Here is a 20,587-nt window from a genome sequence, read left to right on the forward strand (position 1 = left end):
CATCGCCGCGAATGCCTTCCGCAAAAAAACCGTCAGGTGCAGGATCAACTCATCGCCACTCAAACCCCGCATCGGAGGGGCAGACCATGTTGATCCACCTTCTGACCTGCCTGGCCCTGACGGCCATCACCCTGACCCTGTTTTCCCGCCTGGTGCTGGATATCGGTCAAACCGAGGAGCCGACATCATGATCTATTCCGTCAACCTCGCCGTGAGCTTTCCGGTGTTCGGCAGCAACTACTATTCGCAACAGGTCGTCTCTCGCAAAGCCGTCGCGCTGGTGTTCGACAAGCAATTCGAAACCTTGCTGATGCCGGCGGCCACCCACCACTTCAGTAACGAAGTGGTGGGGCTTAACGATCAGTTCCGCTTTTTGAATGATGTGCTGGTTGAGCATCTGCTGGAAATCGAGATGACTCAGCGTCCTTCACGCTCGGCGCAAGCGTTCACCTTCTGACAGGCTGGGTGCAGCCTGTCATTCTGGCCGGCGCACGGCTCTCACCTTCCCGCTGTTGCCGCCGCCACAGAAAAACCGGTCGTGGCCATCGAACTCAAGCCCCGACACGCCGACGCCAGCCGGCATCTGGACGCTCTCCAACACCTCGCCCGTGGCCGGATCGACTCGTCGCAGCTCGCTCTCGTCACCTTCCCAGGTGCCATGCCACAGATCACCCTCGACCCAGGTCACCCCGGTAACAAAGCGGTTGGATTCGAGGGTGCGCAGCACCGCTCCGGTCTGGGGATCGACCTGATGGATCTTGCGCTCGCGATACTCACCGACCCAGAGCGTGCCTTCGGCCCACGCCAGCCCCGAGTCGCCACCGCCACCGGGTGCGGGGATGGTGGAGAGCACGCGGCCGGTCTGAGGGTCGATCTTCTGGATGCGATCCTCGGCGATCTGAAACAGATGCTGGCCATCGAAGGCGGTGCCGGCATGGGCGGCGACATCGATCGATTTCAGGGTTTTGCCGCTGGCCGGGTCCAGGGCGTTGAGTTTGTCGCCGGAGGCAAACCAGACACGCTGGCCGTCATGGGTGACGCCGTGCACATGGTCGATGCCCGGAAAAGGCCCGTATTCGCGGATGATTTCAGCCGTTGAATGTTTCATGTCTTGCTCCTCGTTTACTGACTGCGTTCACTGGGGTAGTGAAGAGGATGCTAATCACTGGGCAGCAACGCCGTGAGTAACAATCCCGTCGCGAATCCAGGTACCGGCGGGAGCATCCAGCGACGAGCCCGACCGTGACCGAACGACTGCACCTTGCCGGTCGCCGCCAGCGTGTCGAGGGCTCGTTGCACGGTGCGCTGACTGGCGCCGAGCGCCAACGCCAGGGCCGAACTCGACCACGACTCACCGTCAGCGAGAAAAGCGAGCAGCGTCGCATGCTGTTCTTCGACAGGCCGCGCCAACACCGCGACGTCAGGCGCAATGCGTGGCACCAGCGCAAACCCTCTCGGGGTCGCGACCACGTCGGCGATCAGGTGCAGCGCCCTGCGCAGCCGCCCAAGTTCGACGCGCAACCGTGCGCGATGGGACTCATCCGCGTGCTTCATCCGGAAGGCTCGCGCAATCAGCGCTTGCCTCGGCACATCGGCGGGCCACGCTTCACCCAGCGCCCGGGCGAGCGCGAACAACACCGGACGCCGGGCGAGCGAAACCGACGCGCCTGCGTCGCGCACCACATACCGGCAAGCGTCCACCACCAGCGTGGGGGATGCCAATAACGCTTCAATCTCATCGAGCAGCAGCGGCTGTTCCTGCCCACCGATAATCAGCCGCGCCGCTGGTGTATCGAGGATATGCCTGGCGCTTTCGACCTCGGCGGTGAGTGCCGCAATGCCCGCGTGCTGCGCAGCATGCCCGGCCCGCTCAAGTGCCGCGCGCGCCGCTTTCGTTTGCAGACGACGCATCGCGATGCCCGCCAGAACCAGTTCGTAAGCAGCCCTCGACGCGGGCAGTAATGGCGTCGGGTCGAGTTCGGCGAGACGGCCCTCGGCCTCGTCGAGATGCCCGATCAGCAGCAGGCGGCGAATCTCGAGATAGCGCGCATGGACGGCGTTGACCCAATCGCCGTGTGCCTGAAGCGTCGCCCGCGCGGTGTCGAGCGCCTTCACCGGCCAGTTCAGGTCACGCGAGGCGAGCGCGATCTCGGCCTCGGCAACAACACACCGCGCGCGGGCCAAGGCCTCCTTCGCACCGAACGCCCGCGCGGCACTTCGCACCAGCGCCTTCGCCCGCACAAGGTCACCCAGTTGCGCCATCGCGATGCCTCGAAGCGCGAGTGCAGGCGCGTCGTTGCGCAAGGCGATGCGGTTCAGCGCGCCGAGCGGATCACCCGCCGCGAGCGCACGCGCTGCTGCGGTGATCAGCGAATCCATGTGAATTGCGCCACGTGTGACCCCCACCGTCCGATGTCCGCTGATCAGTCTATCTCACGACTGCTCAGCCGCACGCCGATCCGCCAGGGGCACCCGTGACTCAGTAATCGACCCACACCCCACCCAGGTCCGCAGAATGGACGCAGCGCTCGACCCAGCGCACGCCTTCGACACCGGCATTGATGTCTGGATAACGCAGCGTTGCCAGTTGTTCATGATCACCACGGTTAGCGGCGTCCATGGCCAAGGCGAAACGGTAATAGAGGTTGGCCCAGGCATCGAACAGCCCTTCCGGGTGCCCGGCACCGATCCGGTCATCAAGCAACGCATGGGGATGCAGATAACCCATCCCGCGCTCCAGCACCTGGGCAGGTTTACCCTGGACTTCGAATGACAGCTGGTTCGGCCGTTCATCCCACCATTCAAGGCTGGCCCTGGAGCCGATCACCCGAATTTTCTGGCCATGCATGGATCCGGCGTTCACCGCGCTCGACCACACACTGCCCATGGCCCCGCCTTCGTATTCCATCAGTGTGTAGGCGTTGTCCTCGAGTGGTGCGCGGCTTTTGACAAAGCTCTGGCGTGTGCACAACAGCCGTTTGATCTTGAGCTCGGGCAGCATGACTTCCGACAGGTACAGCGGATGAGTGCCAACGTCTCCCAGCACATAACTGGGGCCAGCGAGGCGCGGATCGACCCGCCATTTGGTCGCCTCGCTCTGCGCCTCGACCGCCTCACAGTGGAAGCCATGGGCAAACTGCATGTGCACCATGCGCACCTCACCCAACTCACCCTGGGCGATCATTTCCCGCGCCTGCTCGATCAACTGGTGCCCGGCATAGCCGTAGGTCACCCCCACCACCCGGTTTCGCGACAACGCGATTTCGCGCAGGGTTTGCGCCTCCTCGAGGGTGAAGCACAGCGGCTTTTCACAGACCACATGCAGCCCCGCTTCCAGAGCGGCCTTGGTGATTTCAAAGTGAGTGCCATTGGGCGTCGCCACGGAAATGGCCTGGATACCATCCGCCCGCCCGGCTTCGCCCTCAATCAGGCTGCGATAGTCGGCGTAGCAACGCTCGGGGTCGACCCCCAGTTGCACACCGAAGTCGCGACCGCGTTGCGGGTCCAGGTCGAAGGCACCGGCCACCAGTGCAAACGACTGGTCACGCAGGGCCGCCGAACGATGGATGTAGCCGATCTGACTGTCACACCCGCCGCCCACCATCGCCCAGCGGATTGGTTGAGGAATTCGCTTGCTGCCATTGATCATCGAAAAGTCCTTCGCATGAGAGAAATCAGAAACCCGCCCGGGACAGGTAGTCACGGCTGGCAGCCACGTCGCGCAGACTGCCGTGGGCGTTACGTGGATCACGTTCTTGCTCGACCGTGATGTAACCCTGGTAACCGATCTCGGTGATCAGCTCGCGCAAGGCGCCGTAGTCGATGACACCCTGGCCGATCGGGCACATCACGCCTCTTGCGCACGCGGCGAAGAAGGTGATGTGTTCGCCCAGCACTTGATCGAACACGGCCTGATCGATGTCTTTGAAATGCAGGTAATCCACGCGGTCCGCGTACTGGCGCAGGGTCTGCACCGGGTCCATACCGGCGTAGTACAGATGGCCGGTGTCCAGACACAGGCCAGCCACTTCGTAGGGGATGTCTTCGACCAGTCGGGCCAGCTCATCGGCGAACTCGATGTAGCCCCCGGCGTGCGGATGAATCACCGTGCGCACACCGAATTCCGTCCACGCCAACTCGGCGATGGCGCGGATATGGGCCATCATGCCCCGCCAGGCATCGGGCGCCAGGCGCGGCGCGCGGTCAGAGTGGCCAGCGGCGTAGTCACGCTCCTCATGCCCCCAATCGATGACCACCAGACACGGCATGGCGAAACGTTGCCCCGGCTCCAGGGGAATTGCCGGCAACTGCTTGAGCAATGCGCAGATATTACGGGTTTGATGCAGCAGGCTGGGCAGGTTGGCGGGATCGACCAGATTGTCGAACACCGTGCCGGCCACCACGTGCAGGCCGTGTTTGACCAGCACCGAGCCCACCGCATCGGCGTCCAGTGGCAGGTAACCGTATGGCCCCAATTCGATGCCGCGATACCCCGCTTGCGCCGCTTCGCCAAGAACCTGTTGCCACGCCGGCAGATGAGGATTGTTGACGTCGTCGACGCCCCAGCAACAAGGCGCGGTGGAGATGTGGAGGGTCATGTCAGGCTCCGATGATTATTGTTATGGGTGGCGATGTTTCGCTGGGAGAAATCCTAAGGTGGGCAGATGCACGGCTGCTATAGTCCCTGAGCGATACCTGTCAAAACCCGTCAAAAGTTTCAGATAGGCTTTCATTTCATGTCAGAGCATTCTTCGTCAGAACATTCCTCGTCAAAAGCCGACAACCCGCTCGGTCGTCGTTCAACCATGGAAGACGTGGCCCTGGCCGCCGGGGTGAGCCTGTCCACCGTGGACCGGGTGATGAATCTGCGGGCCAACGTGCGCGCCGATACCGCGCAACGCATTGCCGAGGCCGCCGCCCGACTGGGCTTCTACGGGCGTAATGTGATCGAACAACGAGTGCTGCAGCAGCGCCCGACCGTGCGCTTGGGGTTTCTGCTGCAAAAGCGTGGCGTGGCGTTTTATCAAGGGCTGGCCAAGGCCCTGGCCGAGGCGGCGACGGCCAGTGTGCGGGCCCAGGTTCGGGTGATGATCCACTACATCGACGACCTGGCCCCGGCCGCCACCGCAGAACGCATCCTCAAGTTGCAGGGCGAAGTCGATGCCCTGGGCGTGGTGGCCGCCGACCATCCGGCTGTGCGCGAGGCCATGGCGCAATTGCGAGCGGCCGGCATTCCTGTGGTCGCCCTGGTGTCCGAGCTGAGCGCCTCGGCCGGCGCCGGTTATGTCGGCGTCGACAACCGTGCCATGGGCCGCACCGCCGGCTGGTTCATCAAGCACCTGGCAGCGCAACCGGGGCCAGTGGCCGTGATGGTCGGCACCCAGCGCTTTCAGTGCCAGGAACTGTGTGAAATGAGTTTTCGCTCCTTCCTGTCGGAACAACCCCAGGACTGGGAATTGCTGGCTACGCGCCTGACTCTGGAGGACGAGGAATTCGCCTATGCCGGCACGCTCGACCTGCTCACCAGCCAACCCGACCTTGTCGGCCTGTATGTGGCAGGTGGCGGTATCGAGGGGGTCATCAACGCCTTGCGCGAACTGAAAGCCCAGCACATCGCGCTACCCGTCGTGGTGTGCCACGACCTGACCCCCATCACCCGGGCAGCCCTGCGTGACGGCATCGTTCAAGCCGTGCTGTCACACCCTGTCGAGGCGCTGGCGCAAATGGCGGTCAGGGCCATGGTGGATGCCGCGATAGATCCAGCGTCGGACAGCGCAGCGAAGTGCATGCTTTCGTTGCAGATTGATGTGGCTGAAAGTGTTTAGTGGTCGGCAGCAGGCCTAGAACATTCCGAGGTGCTTTGTCAGGAGAAAAACAAAAAATGAGCATGACAAAAAACAGCATTATTTCGGCAATAAAAATTATTGTCATATTCACCACCCTGATAAGCGGATCGTATGCAGTTGTCATCCCGGCATTTGCACCCACCTATAAGACCTACTACATTCTAGTCATCGGAATCGCCACCTCAGCATTGCTTGGAGGTTTTATCGGCTATAAAGCCCTGGCAGATGAAATACGCCTCATCAAAATCGGCTTTGGTCTTTGCTATGCCACAGTCACAGCTATTTTTGTATTAGCACTTTCACTATTTATAATTTTAAACACTCGTGGAGCATGACTTGCAGCCATGCGCTATTTATCAGGCGACCGTGTTTATTGAAGCAATAAGATGAGCGTGCATCATGAGCGATCCAGATGAAATCGTTCGTACATTTGCCTTACAGAGAATTGCGAGCCTCTTCAACATTTCCGTGGACCTTCTTAATGAAGAAGACGTATTTGGGGAAGACTTGAAAGCCACCCGTTCTTCCGGTCTATTCACTAGAAATGAATATGATGCAATTGAAGGCGACATTCTTGATGTATGCGACAGAGAGACGTACAAGACCATAAGCTCTGGCAACCTGACCATTTACACCGTCGGCGATTATTGTGACCACATGGTTCGTTGTTATAAACGCAAGCCAAAAGACGTTATTGCGACATTGAAAATAACCTCGCTCAGCTGACTGCGTTGGGCGGCTGCCATGCCGCGGGGAGCCCCCGCCTGCTTGCCTTCCGAGTTTTCGAGCTGATTCACGAACGGTCCGACGACGAGGCTGTAAACTGGCCGCGCAAAAAAAGGCGCTGCATCATTGAATACCCCGGCGCCCCTTCACCCCCACAAACAAGAGATCCCCATGGCAAACCACGACATCACGTTCCTCCCCGATCCCGACGCGGAATCCATCTCCTCCGACGTCGCCGGTTTCGGCGGCCTGCTGGTCTCCACTCAAATTCCTACCCGCGCCGACGGCAGCCTGGAACTGGGCGACATCACCCTGCAAAGCGAGTGCACTCTGCAGGCGCTCAAGGTCGCGCTGGAGAACGCCGGCAGTTCCATGGACCGGGTGCTGCATCTGACCATCTACCTCACCGACATGGCCGACCGCGCCGCGTTCAACGAGGTCTACCAGCGCTTCTTCGCCAAGCCCTGGCCGGTTCGCGCCGCCGTGGGCGTGGCCGCTTTGGCGGTCGAAGGCATGCGTGTGGAAGTCACTGCGATGGCGGCCAAGGGCTAAATCCGCGAACGTGCCCGGTGGGAGTGGCCATCGCCGGGCACGTTGGCGAGTGGATATCTGCGAGAAGGTGATTATGCTTTAAGAAACCATGCAGCAATGCGAGGCCGTCAGCCTGTTCCTCTGCTTCGCGCATTATGTAATCCGACGACATCAGCCCTAGGGCCTGGGTGCGGTAATAAAGTTGGTGAGGTACTCCGGCCTTCAACAAGAGCAAGACGGAGAAGACTCATGGCCACGATTGACACTACAGCCACGGGCAGCATGCCCAACCGAGGGATCACCAAGGAGGAACGCAAGGTCATTTTCGCCTCGTCCCTGGGCACGGTTTTCGAGTGGTACGACTTCTATCTTTACGGCTCCCTCGCGGCGATCATCGCCAAGCACTTCTTCGCGGGCGTCAATGAAACAACCTCCTTCATCTTTGCGCTGCTCGCGTTCGCCGCGGGTTTCGCCGTGCGGCCCTTCGGCGCCATCGTGTTCGGCCGACTGGGCGACATGATCGGGCGCAAGCACACCTTTCTCATCACCATAGTGATCATGGGTGTCTCCACCGCTGTCGTGGGTTTTCTGCCCGGCTACGAGACCATCGGCGTGGCGGCGCCGGTCATCCTGATCAGCCTGCGCCTGATGCAAGGCCTGGCCCTGGGGGGTGAGTACGGCGGCGCGGCGACTTACGTGGCCGAGCATGCGCCCAAAGGCAAGCGCGGCTACTTCACTTCGTGGATCCAGACCACCGCGACCCTCGGCCTGTTTCTGTCGTTGCTGGTGATCCTCGCCTGCCGCACCCTCCTCGGCACCGAAGCCTTCGAGGCCTGGGGCTGGCGGATTCCCTTCCTGGTGTCGATCCTGCTGCTGATCGTCTCGGTCTACATTCGCTTGCAACTCGCCGAGTCGCCGGTGTTCAAGAAGATGAAAGAAGAAGGCAAGTCTTCCAAGGCACCGCTGACCGAATCCTTCGCCCGCTGGGACAACCTCAAGATAGTGATCATGGCCTTGCTCGGCGGCACGGCTGGCCAGGCCGTCGTCTGGTACACCGGGCAGTTCTATGCGCTGTTCTTCCTGCTGCAGACGCTGAAGATTGACCCGCAAACCGCCAACTTTTTGATTGCCGGCTCGCTGCTGATTGGCACGCCGTTCTTCATCCTGTTCGGCAGCCTGTCCGACCGCATCGGCCGCAAGGGCATCATCATGGCCGGGTGCATCCTCGCCGCCGTGACCTACTTCCCGATCTTCCATGCGTTGACCGAGTTCGGTAACCCCGACGTGTTTGCCGCGCAGGCGAAGAATCCGGTCACGGTGGTCGCCGATCCCGGCCAGTGCTCGTTCCAGTTCGACCCGGTGGGCAAGGCCAAATTCACCAGTTCCTGTGACCTCGCCAAGACTGTGCTGGCGAAGAAGGCCATCCCCTACAAAAACGAGAAAGCCGCGCCTGGCGCCGTCGCGCAGGTGCGCATCGGTGACAAGGTCATCCCGAGTTTCGAAGGCACCGGCATGCCGGCCGCTGACTTCAAGACCCACAATGATGCCTTCGTCGCCACCCTCGGCACCGCCCTCAAGGACGCCGGCTACCCCGAGAAGGCCGACCCGGCCAAGACCAACTACCCGATGGTGTTGCTGCTCCTGACCATCCTGGTGATCTACGTGACCATGGTCTACGGCCCGATCGCTGCCTGGCTGGTGGAGCTCTTCCCGGCGCGTATCCGCTACACCTCGATGTCGCTGCCCTACCACATCGGCAATGGCTGGTTCGGCGGCTTCCTGCCCACGGTGGCGTTCGCCATGGTCGCGGCCACGGGTGATATCTACTACGGGCTGTGGTACCCGATCGTGATCGCGGTGATGACGGCCATCCTTGGTACTTTCTTCCTGCCGGAAACCAAGGATCGGGAGATTCATCACACATAAGCGTTCAGTATCGAGCAGCGATAGATTTGCACCCCACGCAATAAAAACGCCCCGTCAGTCTGTTCCTGACGGGGCGAATCACCACATACACCCACGGTGTTTAAGCTGCGTGTTTAAAGACACCCGGTGTTACTTCATCAAGGCTACAACGCCTTGCGTCGTTGCCTACGCCTGCGCCAGAATCCGCCGGCTTGTGCGCTTTGGGCTCGGGTTTTATCGTTTCCCGGTCACTGAAAAACAGTGATCGGGTTTGGTAGCCCGGTATTTCCAGGCGCATAGCGCCGCCTTTTGCAGAGGTTGTTTTTTCATCTCTGTTTTTATGGTGGCCATGCGTAGGGCTCCTTCGGGCGCGCCGGGTTCCTGGACCGGTCTACCAACCTGTGCATGGCCGCCACCCTTCGTTTGGTAGCAAAGGGTGATGGCTCCTCAAATAGTTTTCCCAGGAGTTTCATCCATGTTCAAACCTACACCCAATCCGCCGATCACAGACCCGACATCCCCCTACGAATCCCTCGATTCAAAAAAACTCCACGAAGCCGCCGAGCGCGCCCTCGACCACTACCTCAACCCCGCCGCCCAAATCATGGCCACGGCCAACGAACCCGAGCCCATGTACTTCGCCAACCCGAAGTACAACACCGAATCCCTGCTGGCCAACGCCAGCGAAACACTCGGCTCGGCCACTCTCATGCTCAACAATTTCGCAGCGTTGCTGGAGACCTCACATCGCAAGACCCTGCTGGGCATTGCGCAAGTGGTCATGCTCGGTGAACTGGCGGTGAACCAGGCGCTGGATCACGTCGAACCGAAGGAATAACTAACGCAACCGGTGGCGAGGGGATTTGCTCCTCGCCACACCAGATTGGGGAAGCGATCTGTAGCAGCTGGCGAAGCCTGCGTTCGGCTGCGCAGCAGTCGTGAATCCGGCTGACGCGGTCTGCCTGACGTACCGCAACGTCTGGTTTGACGACTGCTTCGCAGCCGAACGCAGCCTCGCAAGCTCGACAGCTGCTACAGCCAAACGCAGCCTTCGGCAGCTGCTACAAAGAACGCGTCGCGACTGAAATTGCCTAAGTGAACAGCATGAATCATCAAGCCCCGCTCACCGAAACGTGCGCACAGCAACAGTAGGCTAAGCTTTCAGCAGCTTATTGCTCACGATGCTCGCGTCTGCAGGTTTGGTTTTTTTCTGGAGAGCGTCTGCAACAGCTATTTCAGACAGGTCCAGATCATTCACGCAGGACTGACGCGATGACCGAGCCCCTTCTCAGTTTCGAAGCACTTAAACGCGCCGCTGCCGCCGGCGAGATCGATACCGTGCTGGTGTGCATGGTCGATATGCAGGGGCGACTGGTCGGCAAGCGCTTCCAGGTCGAGTTTTTCATCGACAGCGGCCACGAAGAAACCCACTGCTGCAATTACCTGCTGGCCGACGACATCGACATGGAGCCGGTGCCGGGATACGCCGCTGCCAGTTGGAGCAAAGGCTATGGCGACTTTGTGCTCAAACCCGACATGTCCACGTTACGACGTGTGCCGTGGCTGGAATGCACGGCGCTGGTGCTCTGCGATGTGCTCGATCATCACCATAGAAAAGACCTGCCCCACAGCCCGCGAGCGATCCTGAAAAAACAGGTCGAGCGCCTGCGCGAGCGCGGCTATACCGGCATGTTCGCCTCTGAGCTGGAGTTCTATCTGTTCGATGAGAGCTATGAGGCGATCCACGAGCGCAACTACCACCAGCCGAAGACCGCCGGCCATTACATCGAGGACTACAACATCCTGCAGACCACCCGCGAGGAACCGGTGTTGCGGGCGATTCGCAAGCACCTGCAGGCATCCGGCATTCCCGTGGAAAACTCCAAGGGCGAATGGGGGCCGGGGCAGGAAGAAATCAACATCCGATATGCCGATGCCATGACCATGGCCGACCGCCACGTCATCATCAAGCACGCCTGCAAAGAGATCGCGCAACTGCAAGGCAAGGCGATCACGTTCATGGCCAAGTGGCGCTATGACGCGGCCGGTTCCAGCAGCCACATCCACAATTCGCTGTGGGACAAGAACGGCAAAAAGTCACTGTTCTTCGACTCCAAGGCCGAGTTCGGCATGTCGAAGTTGATGCGCTCGTGGGTCGCCGGGCAGCTCAAATACGCTAACGACATCACCTGTTTTCTGGCGCCCTACATCAATTCGTACAAGCGCTTTCAGGCCGGCACCTTCGCGCCAACGCGGGCGGTCTGGAGCAGGGACAATCGCACCGCCGGCTTTCGTTTGTGCGCCGAAGGCAGCAAATCCATCCGCATCGAATGCCGCATCGGCGGGGCCGACCTCAACCCCTATCTGGCCTTCGCCGCGTTGATCGCCGCAGGCCTGGCCGGGATCGACGAAAAGCTCGAACTCGCGGCGCCGTTCGAGGGCGATGCCTATGTCGATGAGCATTTGCCTGAAGTGTCGAAAACCCTGCGCGAGGCCTGCGCCGCCCTCAAGGCGTCGAGCATGTTGCGCGAGGCGTTCGGTGATGAAGTGATCGACCACTACGTGCACACCGCCGACTGGGAACAGAAAGAGTACGACCGACGGATAACCGACTGGGAACTGCAGCGCGGCTTCGAGCGCTATTGAGCACGCCATGACTGAGACCGTTCAACTTATCTCCCCGGTCGATGGCCGGGTCTATGCCGAACGCCGCCGTGCCGATGCGGTACAGATCGAGCAAGCCCTGACGGCGGCCGAAACCGCCCAGGCGCAATGGAAACGCCGACCTCTGAGCGAGCGTGCCGCGTTTTGCAGCGCTGCCGTGGACGCGATGCTGGCGATGAAGGATGAGATCGTGCCGGAATTGGCCTGGCAGATGGGCCGCCCGATACGCTTCGGCGCTGGCGAACTGCGCGGTTTCGAAGAACGTGCCCGGCATATGATCGCCATTGCGCCTGAAGCGTTGGCAGCGATAGAGCCCACGCCTGTCGCGGGTTTTCGGCGCTATATCAAACGCGAGCCGCTGGGTACGGTGCTGGTCGTCGCGCCGTGGAATTATCCGTATTTGACGGCGGTGAATACGATCATCCCGGCGCTGATGGCGGGCAACAGCGTGATCCTCAAACACGCCACGCAAACGCTGCTGGTCGGGGAGCGTTTCGCCGAAGCCTTTCGCCGCGCCCAGCTGCCCGAAGGGCTGTTCCATAACCTGCTGCTCAGTCATGTCTATGCGGCGGCGATCATTACCTCTGGACGGGTGCAGCAGGTGAACTTCACCGGTTCTGTCAGCGGCGGCGAGGCCATGGAGCACGCGGCCGTCGGAGGTTTCCTCAGCGTGGGGCTGGAGCTTGGCGGCAAAGACCCGGCCTACGTCCGGGCAGACGCCAACCTTGAGCATGCGGTAGAAAACCTGGTGGACGGCAGCTTCTTCAACTCCGGGCAGAGCTGCTGCGCCGTCGAACGGATTTATGTCGATGAAAAAATCTACCCGGCCTTTGTCGAACGCTTCGCTGCCCTGACCCGCCAATACGTGCTGGGCAACCCGCTGGACGAAGCCACCACCCTCGGGCCAATGGTCACACCGGGCGCCGCTGAGTTCGTTCGCAAGCAGATCGCCGATGCCCAGGCACAAGGGGCCAGGGCGCTGATCGATCCAAAGGACTTCGCTGCCGGCCCGCCGGGCAGCGCCTACCTCGCGCCGCAGGTGTTGGTGGACGTCACTCATCAAATGGCGGTGATGCGCGAGGAAAGCTTCGGCCCGGTGGTGGGCATCATGCCGGTGGCCAGCGACGACGAAGCCATCGCCTTGATGAACGACAGCGAGTTCGGGCTCAGCGCCTCGATCTGGACGCAAGACCTGGCCGCCGCCGAACGCATCGGCAACGAGATCGCCACCGGTACCGTGTTCATGAATCGCTGCGATTACCTGGACCCGGCCCTGGCCTGGACCGGGGTGAAGAACAGCGGGCGCGGCGTAACGCTGTCACGCCTGGGCTATGAGCACCTGACCCGAGCCAAATCCTTCCACTTGCGCCACGAGATCTGAGCCATGAGCCTGACCGCGAACTGGAACTACCCCACGAGCATTCGCTTCGGTGTCGGCCGTATCGCCGAACTGGCGGAAGTCTGCCGCAGCCAAGGTATCCAGCGACCGTTGCTGGTCACCGACAGCGGCCTGGCGCGTGCGCCGATCACCACCGCGGCGCTGGAATCCTTGCGCGCCGCCGGCCTCGGTGTCGCGTTGTTCTGCGACCTCAAGCCCAACCCCGTTGAAGCCAACCTGGCCGGTGGGCTCGACGCCTGGCGTGCCGGCAACCATGACGGCGTGGTGGCGTTCGGCGGTGGCAGCGGCCTGGACATGGGCAAGCTCATCGCGTTCATGAGCGGCCAGACCCGACCGGTGTGGGATTTTGAAGACATCGGCGACTACTGGACACGCGCCGACGAAAGCCGCATCGCCCCGGTCATCGCCGTGCCGACCACGGCCGGCACCGGTTCCGAGGTCGGCCGTGCTGCGGTGATTATCGACGAGCGCACGCACACCAAACGCATCATTTTCCATCCGAAGATGATGCCGCGGGTGGTCATCAGCGACCCCGCCCTTACCGTCGGCATGCCGGCCAAGGTCACCGCCGGCACCGGCATGGACGCGTTTTCCCATTGCCTGGAATCGTACTGCGCTCCCGGCTTTCATCCCATGGCCGAAGGCATTGCGGTGGAAGGCATGCGCCTGGTGGCCAATGCCCTGGTGCGGGCAGTGCACACGCCTTCCGACCTCGACGCGCGCGCACAAATGCTCGCGGCGGCGGCGATGGGCGCCACTGCGTTCCAGAAAGGCCTGGGGGGAATGCACGCCCTCTCGCATCCGGTAGGCGCCCTGTACGACACCCATCACGGCATGACCAATGCCACGTTCATGCCCTATGTGCTGAAGTTCAATCGCCCGGCCATCGAGGAACGCATCACCCGTCTGGCGGCGTATCTGCGCCTGCCCTCCCCGGGCTTCGACAGTTTTATGGCCTTCGTCCTCAAACTGCGCAAGGACATCGGCGTGCCGCATACGCTGGTGGAGCTGGGGGTGGATGATCAGCAGGCCGACCTGATCGCCGACATGGCGATTGTCGATCCCTGCGCAGGCGGTAATCCGCTGCCATTGACACGAAATGGCGCGGCCGAAATTTTCGAAGCGGCTTACCACGGCCGTCTTTAGAGCTCAGCAATCTGCCTTTTTGGGTACACATCACACTTATGTGATTTTGATATCAGCGCCATCAAGCTTCTGGTATCCATTGGGCTGGCATACCGGAAAAATCTCGAACTCAGACCGTATCGCTGAATCCAATGTGTAGGCCAACGGAGGTAAGCGAAATGAACAATGATGACCGTGTCAACGACGTCGAATCAGAAACAACCTCGAACACCCCACCCACCGATCCGTCTGATGAACCCATCGATGTGGTCGACACAGAGCTTGAGGACAGCAACGTTGAAGATGCCACTGCGACTCGAACCCAGAAGCAGGAAGCTGAAGAGCGCAGCCGAAAAATAGCCGAGATCGAACGCAAGGTGGCGGATGGCAATTAGAAAAAAACACGCGCCTCATCAGGTTCAGGGCACAGGCGAATGACAGAGGGCAATGAGTTCTCCGATACTGTCGCGCAAATGCAGTGCAATGAGAACCGAAATGAAAACCCATTGTGAAATAAGTGATGTCCCTGAGCCGAAAACCCGGCGTAACAGCAACCTTCACCACGCTACCCGTCTGCAGCAGGCGGTAACAGCATGATCGAGGTCACCGAGGTTTCCATTGCCGAGCTGCGTGCCGCGCTCGAATCCGGCCGGACCACGGCGGTTGAGCTTGTGCAGGCCTATCTCGCCCGGATCGACGCCTACGATGGCGCCGACACGCCCACCGCCCTCAACGCGGTGGTGGTTCGCAACCCCGATGCGCTCAAGGAAGCACAGGCGTCCGATGCCCGTCGGGCCAAGGGCGAAACGCTAGGCCCGCTCGACGGTATCCCCTACACGGCCAAGGACAGTTATCTGGTGAAGGGGCTGACCGCCGCCTCTGGAAGTCCCGCCTTCGCCAACCTGATCGCTTATCGCGATGCGTTCACCATCGAACGGCTTCGCGCCGCCGGGGCGATCTGCCTGGGCAAGACCAATATGCCGCCAATGGCCAACGGCGGGATGCAGCGCGGGGTGTATGGCCGTGCCGAGAGTCCGTACAACGCCGACTACCTCACCGCCCCTTTCGCTTCGGGCTCTTCGAACGGCGCCGGTACCGCAACCGCCGCCAGTTTCTCGGCATTTGGCCTGGCGGAAGAAACCTGGTCGAGCGGACGTGGCCCTGCCTCGAACAATGGCCTGTGCGCCTATACGCCTTCGCGTGGGGTGATCTCGGTGCGCGGCAACTGGCCGTTGACGCCGACGATGGACGTGGTCGTGCCGTTCGCCCGGACGATGGCGGACCTGCTAGAGGTGCTCGATGTGGTGGTGGCCGATGATCCCGACACACGCGGTGATCTATGGCGGATGCAACCTTGGGTGCCAATTCCGAGTGTCGCTTCGGTGCGCCCCGCTTCCTACGGATCGCTGGCCGCGAAAAGCGATGCGCTGAAAGGAAAGCGCTTCGGCGTGCCTCGCATGTACATCAACGCCGATCCCGACGCGGGCACCAGCGATGCGCCTGGCATCGGTGGGCCGACGGGCCAGCGCATCAACACCCGCCCCTCCGTGATCGGGCTCTGGGAGCAGGCGCGCAAGACACTCGAAGCGGCCGGCGCTGAAGTGCTCGAGGTCGATTTCCCGCTGGTTTCCAATTGCGAGGGCGATCGTCCTGGGGCACCGACGGTGTTTAACCGGGGCCTGGTGTCCAAAGAGTTCCTGCACCATGAGTTGTGGGATCTGACGGCCTGGGCGTTCGATGATTTTCTGCGAGCCAACGGCGATCCAAAACTCAATCGCCTGGTCGACGTAAACGGGCCGCTGATTTTCCCCCACGACCCGGGGACGCTGCCCAACCGCGAGGGCGATCTTGCCGCGGGCATGGACGAGTACGTGCGGATGGCCGAACGCGGTATTACGCCGTGGGATCAGATCGACACGCTGCCGGATGGATTGCGCGGGCTGGAACAGACCCGTCGAATCGATCTGGAGGAATGGATGGATCGGCTGGGGCTCGACGCGGTGATTTTCCCGACGGTAGCCGACGTTGGGCCGGCGAATGCCGATGTCGATCCGAAGTCTGCGGACATCGCGTGGAGTAACGGGGTATGGGTTGCCAACGGCAATCTCGCCATCCGCCACCTGGGCGTTCCAACAGTCACGGTGCCGATGGGCGTCATGCCGGACATCGGCATGCCCGTCGGGCTGACATTTGCCGGTCGCGCCTATGACGACTCGACGCTGCTTCGCCTGGCTTCGGCGTTCGAGTCGACGGGGACGAAACGCTTGATCCCACCGCGCACCCCGCCCTTGTCGGGTAGCCAAAAATAGAAAGATCGCAGGTTCCTGCAGAGGTTGAGTACACCCGTACCCATGCCCTGTAGGAGCCTGCGATCTTTGGCCCATTCATGCGAAAACCGGCAACAGTGTTTGTCCAGTCGGCCGCTATTTGAAAGAAGTTCAGACACCTAACATCGTCTCTACCCAGTGAGCCAATAGCGTCAGTATCCATTAGCTCACGAGGTAGTCACTCGAAAATCCGAGATGAGTTTTACGATCATCTCGGCCCCCGAGTAAACCTTGGACGATACGGTGAAGATAATGAAAACTTTAAAAATTGCGGTTCTTCTGGCACTTGCCGGTATAGGCGCACACGCCTTTGCAGACGATGGCCATTCAATTAACGCGACCAGCAAAACACCTGTTGAGATCTACACGTACGAAACGAAGCTCGACATTAAGAAAGTCATTTACCTCTCAGAGATTCCGGACGAGTGCAAACCGGTCCCGGTGCAAATGACCTATGAAGACTCCCACGATCAACGGCATGTCATGCAATATCAAGTGATGGGCACTGGATGTTCAAACGGTTGAGTACCGTGCGGACGATGGAGGGTCGACACTCCATGCCTGTGGTGCAACCCACTCAATAACTGATATTTTTTCCCGAACCTACGATTTTTTCATCGGATGCCAACATGCCCGGGATGTGATGTTTAAGAAACTCCACCCAAGTCTTTGTCTTCGCATCCACGAATTTTCGTGATGGGTAGATTGCAAATAGATTCAACTCTTCAAGCCGATACTCCGGCAACACGCGCACTAACGTGCCGGCCCTGAGGCCATTGACCGCAGAAGCAATCGGCTGAATACCGATGCCCATCCCGTTTGTTATCGCAACGGTCATTCCATCAGCCGTATTGATGTGAAAGGGAGACAATGGGACGTTGATTGACTCCACGCCTTCAGGCCCCTCAAATGCCCAGTGTTCAACCGGCATTACCGTATTAACAATCCTCAAACAATCATGTGTACCAAGAGAACCCGGAGAGTCCGGGATTCCGCGTTTCTTCAGATAAGCAGGCGAAGCGCAGAGAATGCTGTAAGTGATGCCAAGCCGCTGAGCGACAAACCCTGAATCGGGCAGATCCCGCGCTAAAACAATCGACATGTCATACCCTTCCTCAAGCAAGTCAGGTAGCCGATTGGTCAGCGTCAAATCAAACATGACCGAGGGATGAGTCTCTCTGTATTTGGCAATGGTATCGATCACATAGTGATTACCGATGGCTGACATGGCATGAATTTTCAGCCTGCCCACGGGCCGGGTGTGAGCGCTCCCGGCTTCCTCATCGGCTTCACGTACCTCGTCAAGAATCCTCTCGCATCGTTGCAAATAGCGCGCACCGGCTTCGGTCAGCGCCAGGCGTCGGGTGGTGCGGTTAATCAGACGGGTTTGAAGCCTGGTCTCGAGGCTGGAAACGGCTTTGGAGACGTTGGTTGTCGTGGTGTCCAATAGCTCGGCTGCCGCGGTAAAACTGCCGCTCTGGGCAACAGCCATGAAAAACCGCATGGTTTGGAAAACGTCCATCGTTTTCACCTCAAGGCCGTGGATAACAGGGGCGGCCTTACAGCAGGCCGCCCTCCTCTTCACGTGTCACTTTTTCCGTGGAATAAATCCAGGCACACCGGTTTCCACGACCGAGTTGAATCGTACCCTGGTCGTAATATCTTCCTTGATCTCAAGCATCGCCCTATGCGGCAGGGTGGAAATATCCAGGTTTTCCTTGATATGACTTGGTGTAGCGGACGTGGTCAAAAAAGCAACGCCCCGTTGTACAGACCAGGCCAATGCCACTTGAGCCGGAGTCTTCTGCAAGCGCTTGGCGATCCCTGTAATCACCGAGTCTTCCAACACTTTCGGCTCCATGCCATGGCCCAGTGGCGCGAACGCCAGGAGGACGATTCCATGCTGTTTGCAGAACTCAAGCAGTTCCCATTCCGGCAGATAAGGGTGGGACTCGACCTGCACCACGGCAGGTTTGATCCGGGCCACTGCCACAATCTCTTTTAACGCTTCCAACGTGATATCAGACAAGCCGATGGACTTGCAGCGGCCTTCATCCACCAGGCGTTCGAGTGCTCTCCAGGTCTCGATCAGTGTCACGCCGGAGTCGTAGATGACGCGACCCTGTTCGTCTCTCGGGTCCTGATTCTCACCGGGTTGAAAGGCAAACGGCGTATGGATCAGGTAGCAGTCGATAGCGTCCACTTGGAGGCGGCGGCAGCTGGCCTCGAAGGCAGGTTTGACTCGCTCGGGACGATGGTTGGTGTTCCACAGTTTAGTGGTAATGAACACGTCCTCCCGGCGGATCTTGCCCGCCTCCAGCATCTCTTTTATCGCAGCGCCGACACTCTCCTCATTGCGATAGCGCTCTGCACAATCGAAATGGCGAAAGCCCGCTTCCAAGGCGTCCTTGACCGCTTGTGTGGTGACGCTGAGATCACTGAACAGCGTGCCAAACCCAACGGCCGGCATTTCACCTGAGCCGTGGTTCAGCGCAAACCGGGTATCGCGAAGTGCATCGTGAAAAGCTTCGTAAGACATCTCTTGACTCCAATGTTCGGGGCCGTAGCCGTTATTGATACGAAGGGTTATGTGCTTCGCGACTGGCAATCCGTTGCTCAAACGCGCCGACGGAATTACCGCCGAGGGCTACATACAGCTGCACCGTGTCGAGATACTGCGCGGTCTTCACCCGAATTTGCCCCAGCAACGCTTGCTCGTAGGCACGTTCCGCTTCCAGCACCTGGAGAATGCTGTTCTCGCCTTGCGCGTAGGCTTGCTGGTTCAACCGAAAACTGGTTTCTGCAGCGCGTAACGCGTCTTCCTGCGCCTGGTTTTGCTCGGCGTCATGGTTGATCGCCTGCAACGAGTCCGCGACCTGGCCGAACGACTGAATGACCGTCTGCTGATAACCGGCGAGCGTCGCCTTGTAACCGTCGACGGCAGCCTGACGTTCAGCCTTGAGCGTTCCGCCGTCAAAGATCGGCCCCGCCAACCCTGCAGCCAAACCCCAGAGCGCGGCACCACCATTGCCGGAAGCGGCCTGTACCAGCGAGGCGGACAGCGTTACATGGGGATAGAGGTTCGCAGTCGCGACACCGACTGCCGCGCTGGCCATGTGCAGTTCCGCCTCTGCTTGCAGGACGTCCGGTCGGCCGTGGGCCATTTCCGAGGGCACACTCACCGGCACGTTGGCCGGCAATACGAACTCGGCAAAATCGAAGTCCGGCGCGATCCAGTCGCCAGGGCCCTTGCCGGTGAGAATCGACAGCGCATGGCGCGCGGCATCACGCTGCTGAGCGAGGGGCGGCAGCAGTGTGCGGTCCTGGGCGAGCCGGGTCTCGGCCAGCGAAACATCGATCTGCGTGGTGACGCCGCTGGCATGTGCCCTGCGCACCAGATCGAGGTTCTTGGCGTCATTGGCGAGCAGCTTTTCGACGGCTGCCATCTGCGCATTGGCAGACGCCACCAACAATGCCTGGCTGGCGACATTCCCCGTCAGGGTCAGGTACGCCGCTTCGTATCGATGCTTCTGAAGATCGGCAAACGCTTGCTGCTGCTCGACCCGCCGTTTGTTACCGCCGAACGCATCAAGGTCGAAACCGACCCGCGGCCCGATCGCGTAGAAATTGGAGATCGAAGGCTCTTTCGCGTTGTGTACCCGCTGACGACCCGCCTGGGCGCCAAAGTCGACCTGCGGATAAAGCGCACCCTCCGCCGCCGCGACGGACGACGCCGCTTGCCGGATCGTTGCATCCGCCGCCACGAGCTCAAGATTGCCCTCGATGGCGCGACGCACAACCTGGTCGAGCTTCTGCGAATGGAAGGCCGTCCACCAGTCACCGCTGACCTTTTGGCCAAGGTTGATGTGTTGCCCGCCAGGCTGGTTGCCGCCCTGGCCGAGACGCTGCTCGGCCTGTTGGTCGTAGTGCTGCGACAGGCTCGGCGGCTGCATTTGATAGTCGGGGCCGACGGTGCAGGCCGTCAGGAACGCAAGAACCGACACCGCACCGAACGTGGTTTTGAACGTCTGTCTGTTGATGAAGCGCGCATTGGATTTCATTGG

At 60.4% G+C, this 20,587-nt stretch carries 20 protein-coding genes; 13 read left to right on the plus strand and 7 right to left on the minus strand.

Annotated elements, in window-relative coordinates; all coding sequences use genetic code 11:
- Nucleotides 1-187: 187 nt before the first annotated feature.
- On the plus strand, nt 188-457 hold the full coding sequence (locus PGR6_RS16970) for a hypothetical protein (protein ID WP_064618498.1): 270 nt from the start codon (nt 188-190) through the stop codon (nt 455-457).
- Nucleotides 458-475: 18 nt separating this feature from the next.
- On the opposite strand, the gene PGR6_RS16975 is transcribed toward PGR6_RS16970, so the two are convergent.
- From PGR6_RS16975 to PGR6_RS16990, 4 genes are all read right to left on the minus strand, one after another.
- The gene (locus tag PGR6_RS16975; RefSeq protein WP_064618500.1) at nt 476-1,108 is read right to left on the minus strand and encodes a Vgb family protein; all 633 of its coding nucleotides are present in this window, start codon (nt 1,106-1,108) and stop codon (nt 476-478) included.
- Nucleotides 1,109-1,158: 50 nt separating this feature from the next.
- A complete protein-coding gene (locus PGR6_RS16980; protein WP_064618502.1) occupies nt 1,159-2,379 on the minus strand; it encodes a hypothetical protein in 1,221 nt (406 codons plus the stop codon).
- A 100-nt stretch (nt 2,380-2,479) separates the two neighbouring features.
- The gene (locus tag PGR6_RS16985) at nt 2,480-3,649 is read right to left on the minus strand and encodes a Gfo/Idh/MocA family protein (RefSeq protein ID WP_064618504.1); all 1,170 of its coding nucleotides are present in this window, start codon (nt 3,647-3,649) and stop codon (nt 2,480-2,482) included.
- A 25-nt stretch (nt 3,650-3,674) separates the two neighbouring features.
- Nucleotides 3,675-4,598 (minus strand): TIM barrel protein, encoded by a 924-nt coding sequence (locus PGR6_RS16990; protein ID WP_064618506.1) that lies wholly within the window; start codon nt 4,596-4,598, stop codon nt 3,675-3,677.
- 138 nt (nt 4,599-4,736) lie between these two features.
- Here PGR6_RS16990 and PGR6_RS16995 point away from each other — a divergent pair, with 138 nt between their 5' ends.
- The 12 genes from PGR6_RS16995 to PGR6_RS17050 all read left to right on the plus strand — a co-directional run bounded on the left by PGR6_RS16995 (nt 4,737) and on the right by PGR6_RS17050 (nt 17,048).
- Nucleotides 4,737-5,825: a LacI family DNA-binding transcriptional regulator gene (locus tag PGR6_RS16995; RefSeq protein ID WP_082920876.1), complete on the plus strand. Its 1,089-nt coding sequence runs from the start codon at nt 4,737-4,739 to the stop codon at nt 5,823-5,825.
- Nucleotides 5,826-5,881: 56 nt separating this feature from the next.
- Nucleotides 5,882-6,181, plus strand: a complete 300-nt coding sequence (locus PGR6_RS17000) for a hypothetical protein (protein ID WP_064618510.1) — start codon at nt 5,882-5,884, stop codon at nt 6,179-6,181.
- A gap of 64 nt (nt 6,182-6,245) precedes the next feature.
- On the plus strand, nt 6,246-6,572 hold the full coding sequence (locus PGR6_RS17005) for a hypothetical protein (RefSeq protein WP_064618512.1): 327 nt from the start codon (nt 6,246-6,248) through the stop codon (nt 6,570-6,572).
- Between the two features lie 171 nt (nt 6,573-6,743).
- On the plus strand, nt 6,744-7,124 hold the full coding sequence (locus PGR6_RS17010) for a RidA family protein (protein WP_019580252.1): 381 nt from the start codon (nt 6,744-6,746) through the stop codon (nt 7,122-7,124).
- Between the two features lie 228 nt (nt 7,125-7,352).
- Nucleotides 7,353-9,029: an MFS transporter gene (locus PGR6_RS17015; RefSeq protein ID WP_064618514.1), complete on the plus strand. Its 1,677-nt coding sequence runs from the start codon at nt 7,353-7,355 to the stop codon at nt 9,027-9,029.
- Between the two features lie 454 nt (nt 9,030-9,483).
- The gene (locus PGR6_RS17020) at nt 9,484-9,846 is read left to right on the plus strand and encodes a DUF6124 family protein (RefSeq protein WP_018930084.1); all 363 of its coding nucleotides are present in this window, start codon (nt 9,484-9,486) and stop codon (nt 9,844-9,846) included.
- Between the two features lie 434 nt (nt 9,847-10,280).
- A complete protein-coding gene (locus PGR6_RS17025; protein ID WP_064618516.1) occupies nt 10,281-11,654 on the plus strand; it encodes a glutamine synthetase family protein in 1,374 nt (457 codons plus the stop codon).
- A gap of 7 nt (nt 11,655-11,661) precedes the next feature.
- Entirely contained in the window at nt 11,662-13,053 is a 1,392-nt protein-coding gene (locus PGR6_RS17030) for an aldehyde dehydrogenase family protein (protein WP_064618518.1), read from the plus strand.
- A gap of 3 nt (nt 13,054-13,056) precedes the next feature.
- Nucleotides 13,057-14,217: an iron-containing alcohol dehydrogenase gene (locus PGR6_RS17035; protein ID WP_064618520.1), complete on the plus strand. Its 1,161-nt coding sequence runs from the start codon at nt 13,057-13,059 to the stop codon at nt 14,215-14,217.
- Between the two features lie 158 nt (nt 14,218-14,375).
- Nucleotides 14,376-14,591 (plus strand): hypothetical protein, encoded by a 216-nt coding sequence (locus tag PGR6_RS17040; protein ID WP_018930080.1) that lies wholly within the window; start codon nt 14,376-14,378, stop codon nt 14,589-14,591.
- Between the two features lie 198 nt (nt 14,592-14,789).
- On the plus strand, nt 14,790-16,505 hold the full coding sequence (locus PGR6_RS17045; protein WP_064618522.1) for an amidase: 1,716 nt from the start codon (nt 14,790-14,792) through the stop codon (nt 16,503-16,505).
- Between the two features lie 270 nt (nt 16,506-16,775).
- Complete coding sequence (locus PGR6_RS17050; protein ID WP_026286724.1) at nt 16,776-17,048, plus strand: DUF2790 domain-containing protein; 273 nt, start codon at nt 16,776-16,778, stop codon at nt 17,046-17,048.
- Nucleotides 17,049-17,100: 52 nt separating this feature from the next.
- Here PGR6_RS17050 and PGR6_RS17055 read toward each other — a convergent pair whose 3' ends face one another.
- From PGR6_RS17055 to PGR6_RS17065, 3 genes are all read right to left on the minus strand, one after another.
- Nucleotides 17,101-18,045 (minus strand): LysR family transcriptional regulator, encoded by a 945-nt coding sequence (locus PGR6_RS17055; protein ID WP_064621302.1) that lies wholly within the window; start codon nt 18,043-18,045, stop codon nt 17,101-17,103.
- 66 nt (nt 18,046-18,111) lie between these two features.
- Nucleotides 18,112-19,062 (minus strand): aldo/keto reductase, encoded by a 951-nt coding sequence (locus tag PGR6_RS17060; RefSeq protein ID WP_064618524.1) that lies wholly within the window; start codon nt 19,060-19,062, stop codon nt 18,112-18,114.
- A gap of 31 nt (nt 19,063-19,093) precedes the next feature.
- Nucleotides 19,094-20,584, minus strand: coding sequence for an efflux transporter outer membrane subunit (locus tag PGR6_RS17065; RefSeq protein WP_064618526.1), 1,491 nt, complete (start codon nt 20,582-20,584; stop codon nt 19,094-19,096).
- Nucleotides 20,585-20,587: the final 3 nt, after the last annotated feature.

Origin of the sequence: Pseudomonas sp. GR 6-02, from assembly GCF_001655615.1 — a bacterium.
Lineage (GTDB): Bacteria > Pseudomonadota > Gammaproteobacteria > Pseudomonadales > Pseudomonadaceae > Aquipseudomonas.

Coding starts and splice junctions, on each gene's coding strand:
- PGR6_RS16970 (WP_064618498.1), top strand. CDS start 188: ATGATCTATTCCGTCAACCTCGCCGTGAGCTTTCCGGTGTTCGGCAGC.
- PGR6_RS16975 (WP_064618500.1), bottom strand. CDS start 1,108: ATGAAACATTCAACGGCTGAAATCATCCGCGAATACGGGCCTTTTCCG.
- PGR6_RS16980 (WP_064618502.1), bottom strand. CDS start 2,379: ATGGATTCGCTGATCACCGCAGCAGCGCGTGCGCTCGCGGCGGGTGAT.
- PGR6_RS16985 (WP_064618504.1), bottom strand. CDS start 3,649: ATGATCAATGGCAGCAAGCGAATTCCTCAACCAATCCGCTGGGCGATG.
- PGR6_RS16990 (WP_064618506.1), bottom strand. CDS start 4,598: ATGACCCTCCACATCTCCACCGCGCCTTGTTGCTGGGGCGTCGACGAC.
- PGR6_RS16995 (WP_082920876.1), top strand. CDS start 4,737: ATGTCAGAGCATTCTTCGTCAGAACATTCCTCGTCAAAAGCCGACAAC.
- PGR6_RS17000 (WP_064618510.1), top strand. CDS start 5,882: ATGAGCATGACAAAAAACAGCATTATTTCGGCAATAAAAATTATTGTC.
- PGR6_RS17005 (WP_064618512.1), top strand. CDS start 6,246: ATGAGCGATCCAGATGAAATCGTTCGTACATTTGCCTTACAGAGAATT.
- PGR6_RS17010 (WP_019580252.1), top strand. CDS start 6,744: ATGGCAAACCACGACATCACGTTCCTCCCCGATCCCGACGCGGAATCC.
- PGR6_RS17015 (WP_064618514.1), top strand. CDS start 7,353: ATGGCCACGATTGACACTACAGCCACGGGCAGCATGCCCAACCGAGGG.
- PGR6_RS17020 (WP_018930084.1), top strand. CDS start 9,484: ATGTTCAAACCTACACCCAATCCGCCGATCACAGACCCGACATCCCCC.
- PGR6_RS17025 (WP_064618516.1), top strand. CDS start 10,281: ATGACCGAGCCCCTTCTCAGTTTCGAAGCACTTAAACGCGCCGCTGCC.
- PGR6_RS17030 (WP_064618518.1), top strand. CDS start 11,662: ATGACTGAGACCGTTCAACTTATCTCCCCGGTCGATGGCCGGGTCTAT.
- PGR6_RS17035 (WP_064618520.1), top strand. CDS start 13,057: ATGAGCCTGACCGCGAACTGGAACTACCCCACGAGCATTCGCTTCGGT.
- PGR6_RS17040 (WP_018930080.1), top strand. CDS start 14,376: ATGAACAATGATGACCGTGTCAACGACGTCGAATCAGAAACAACCTCG.
- PGR6_RS17045 (WP_064618522.1), top strand. CDS start 14,790: ATGATCGAGGTCACCGAGGTTTCCATTGCCGAGCTGCGTGCCGCGCTC.
- PGR6_RS17050 (WP_026286724.1), top strand. CDS start 16,776: ATGAAAACTTTAAAAATTGCGGTTCTTCTGGCACTTGCCGGTATAGGC.
- PGR6_RS17055 (WP_064621302.1), bottom strand. CDS start 18,045: ATGGACGTTTTCCAAACCATGCGGTTTTTCATGGCTGTTGCCCAGAGC.
- PGR6_RS17060 (WP_064618524.1), bottom strand. CDS start 19,062: ATGTCTTACGAAGCTTTTCACGATGCACTTCGCGATACCCGGTTTGCG.
- PGR6_RS17065 (WP_064618526.1), bottom strand. CDS start 20,584: ATGAAATCCAATGCGCGCTTCATCAACAGACAGACGTTCAAAACCACG.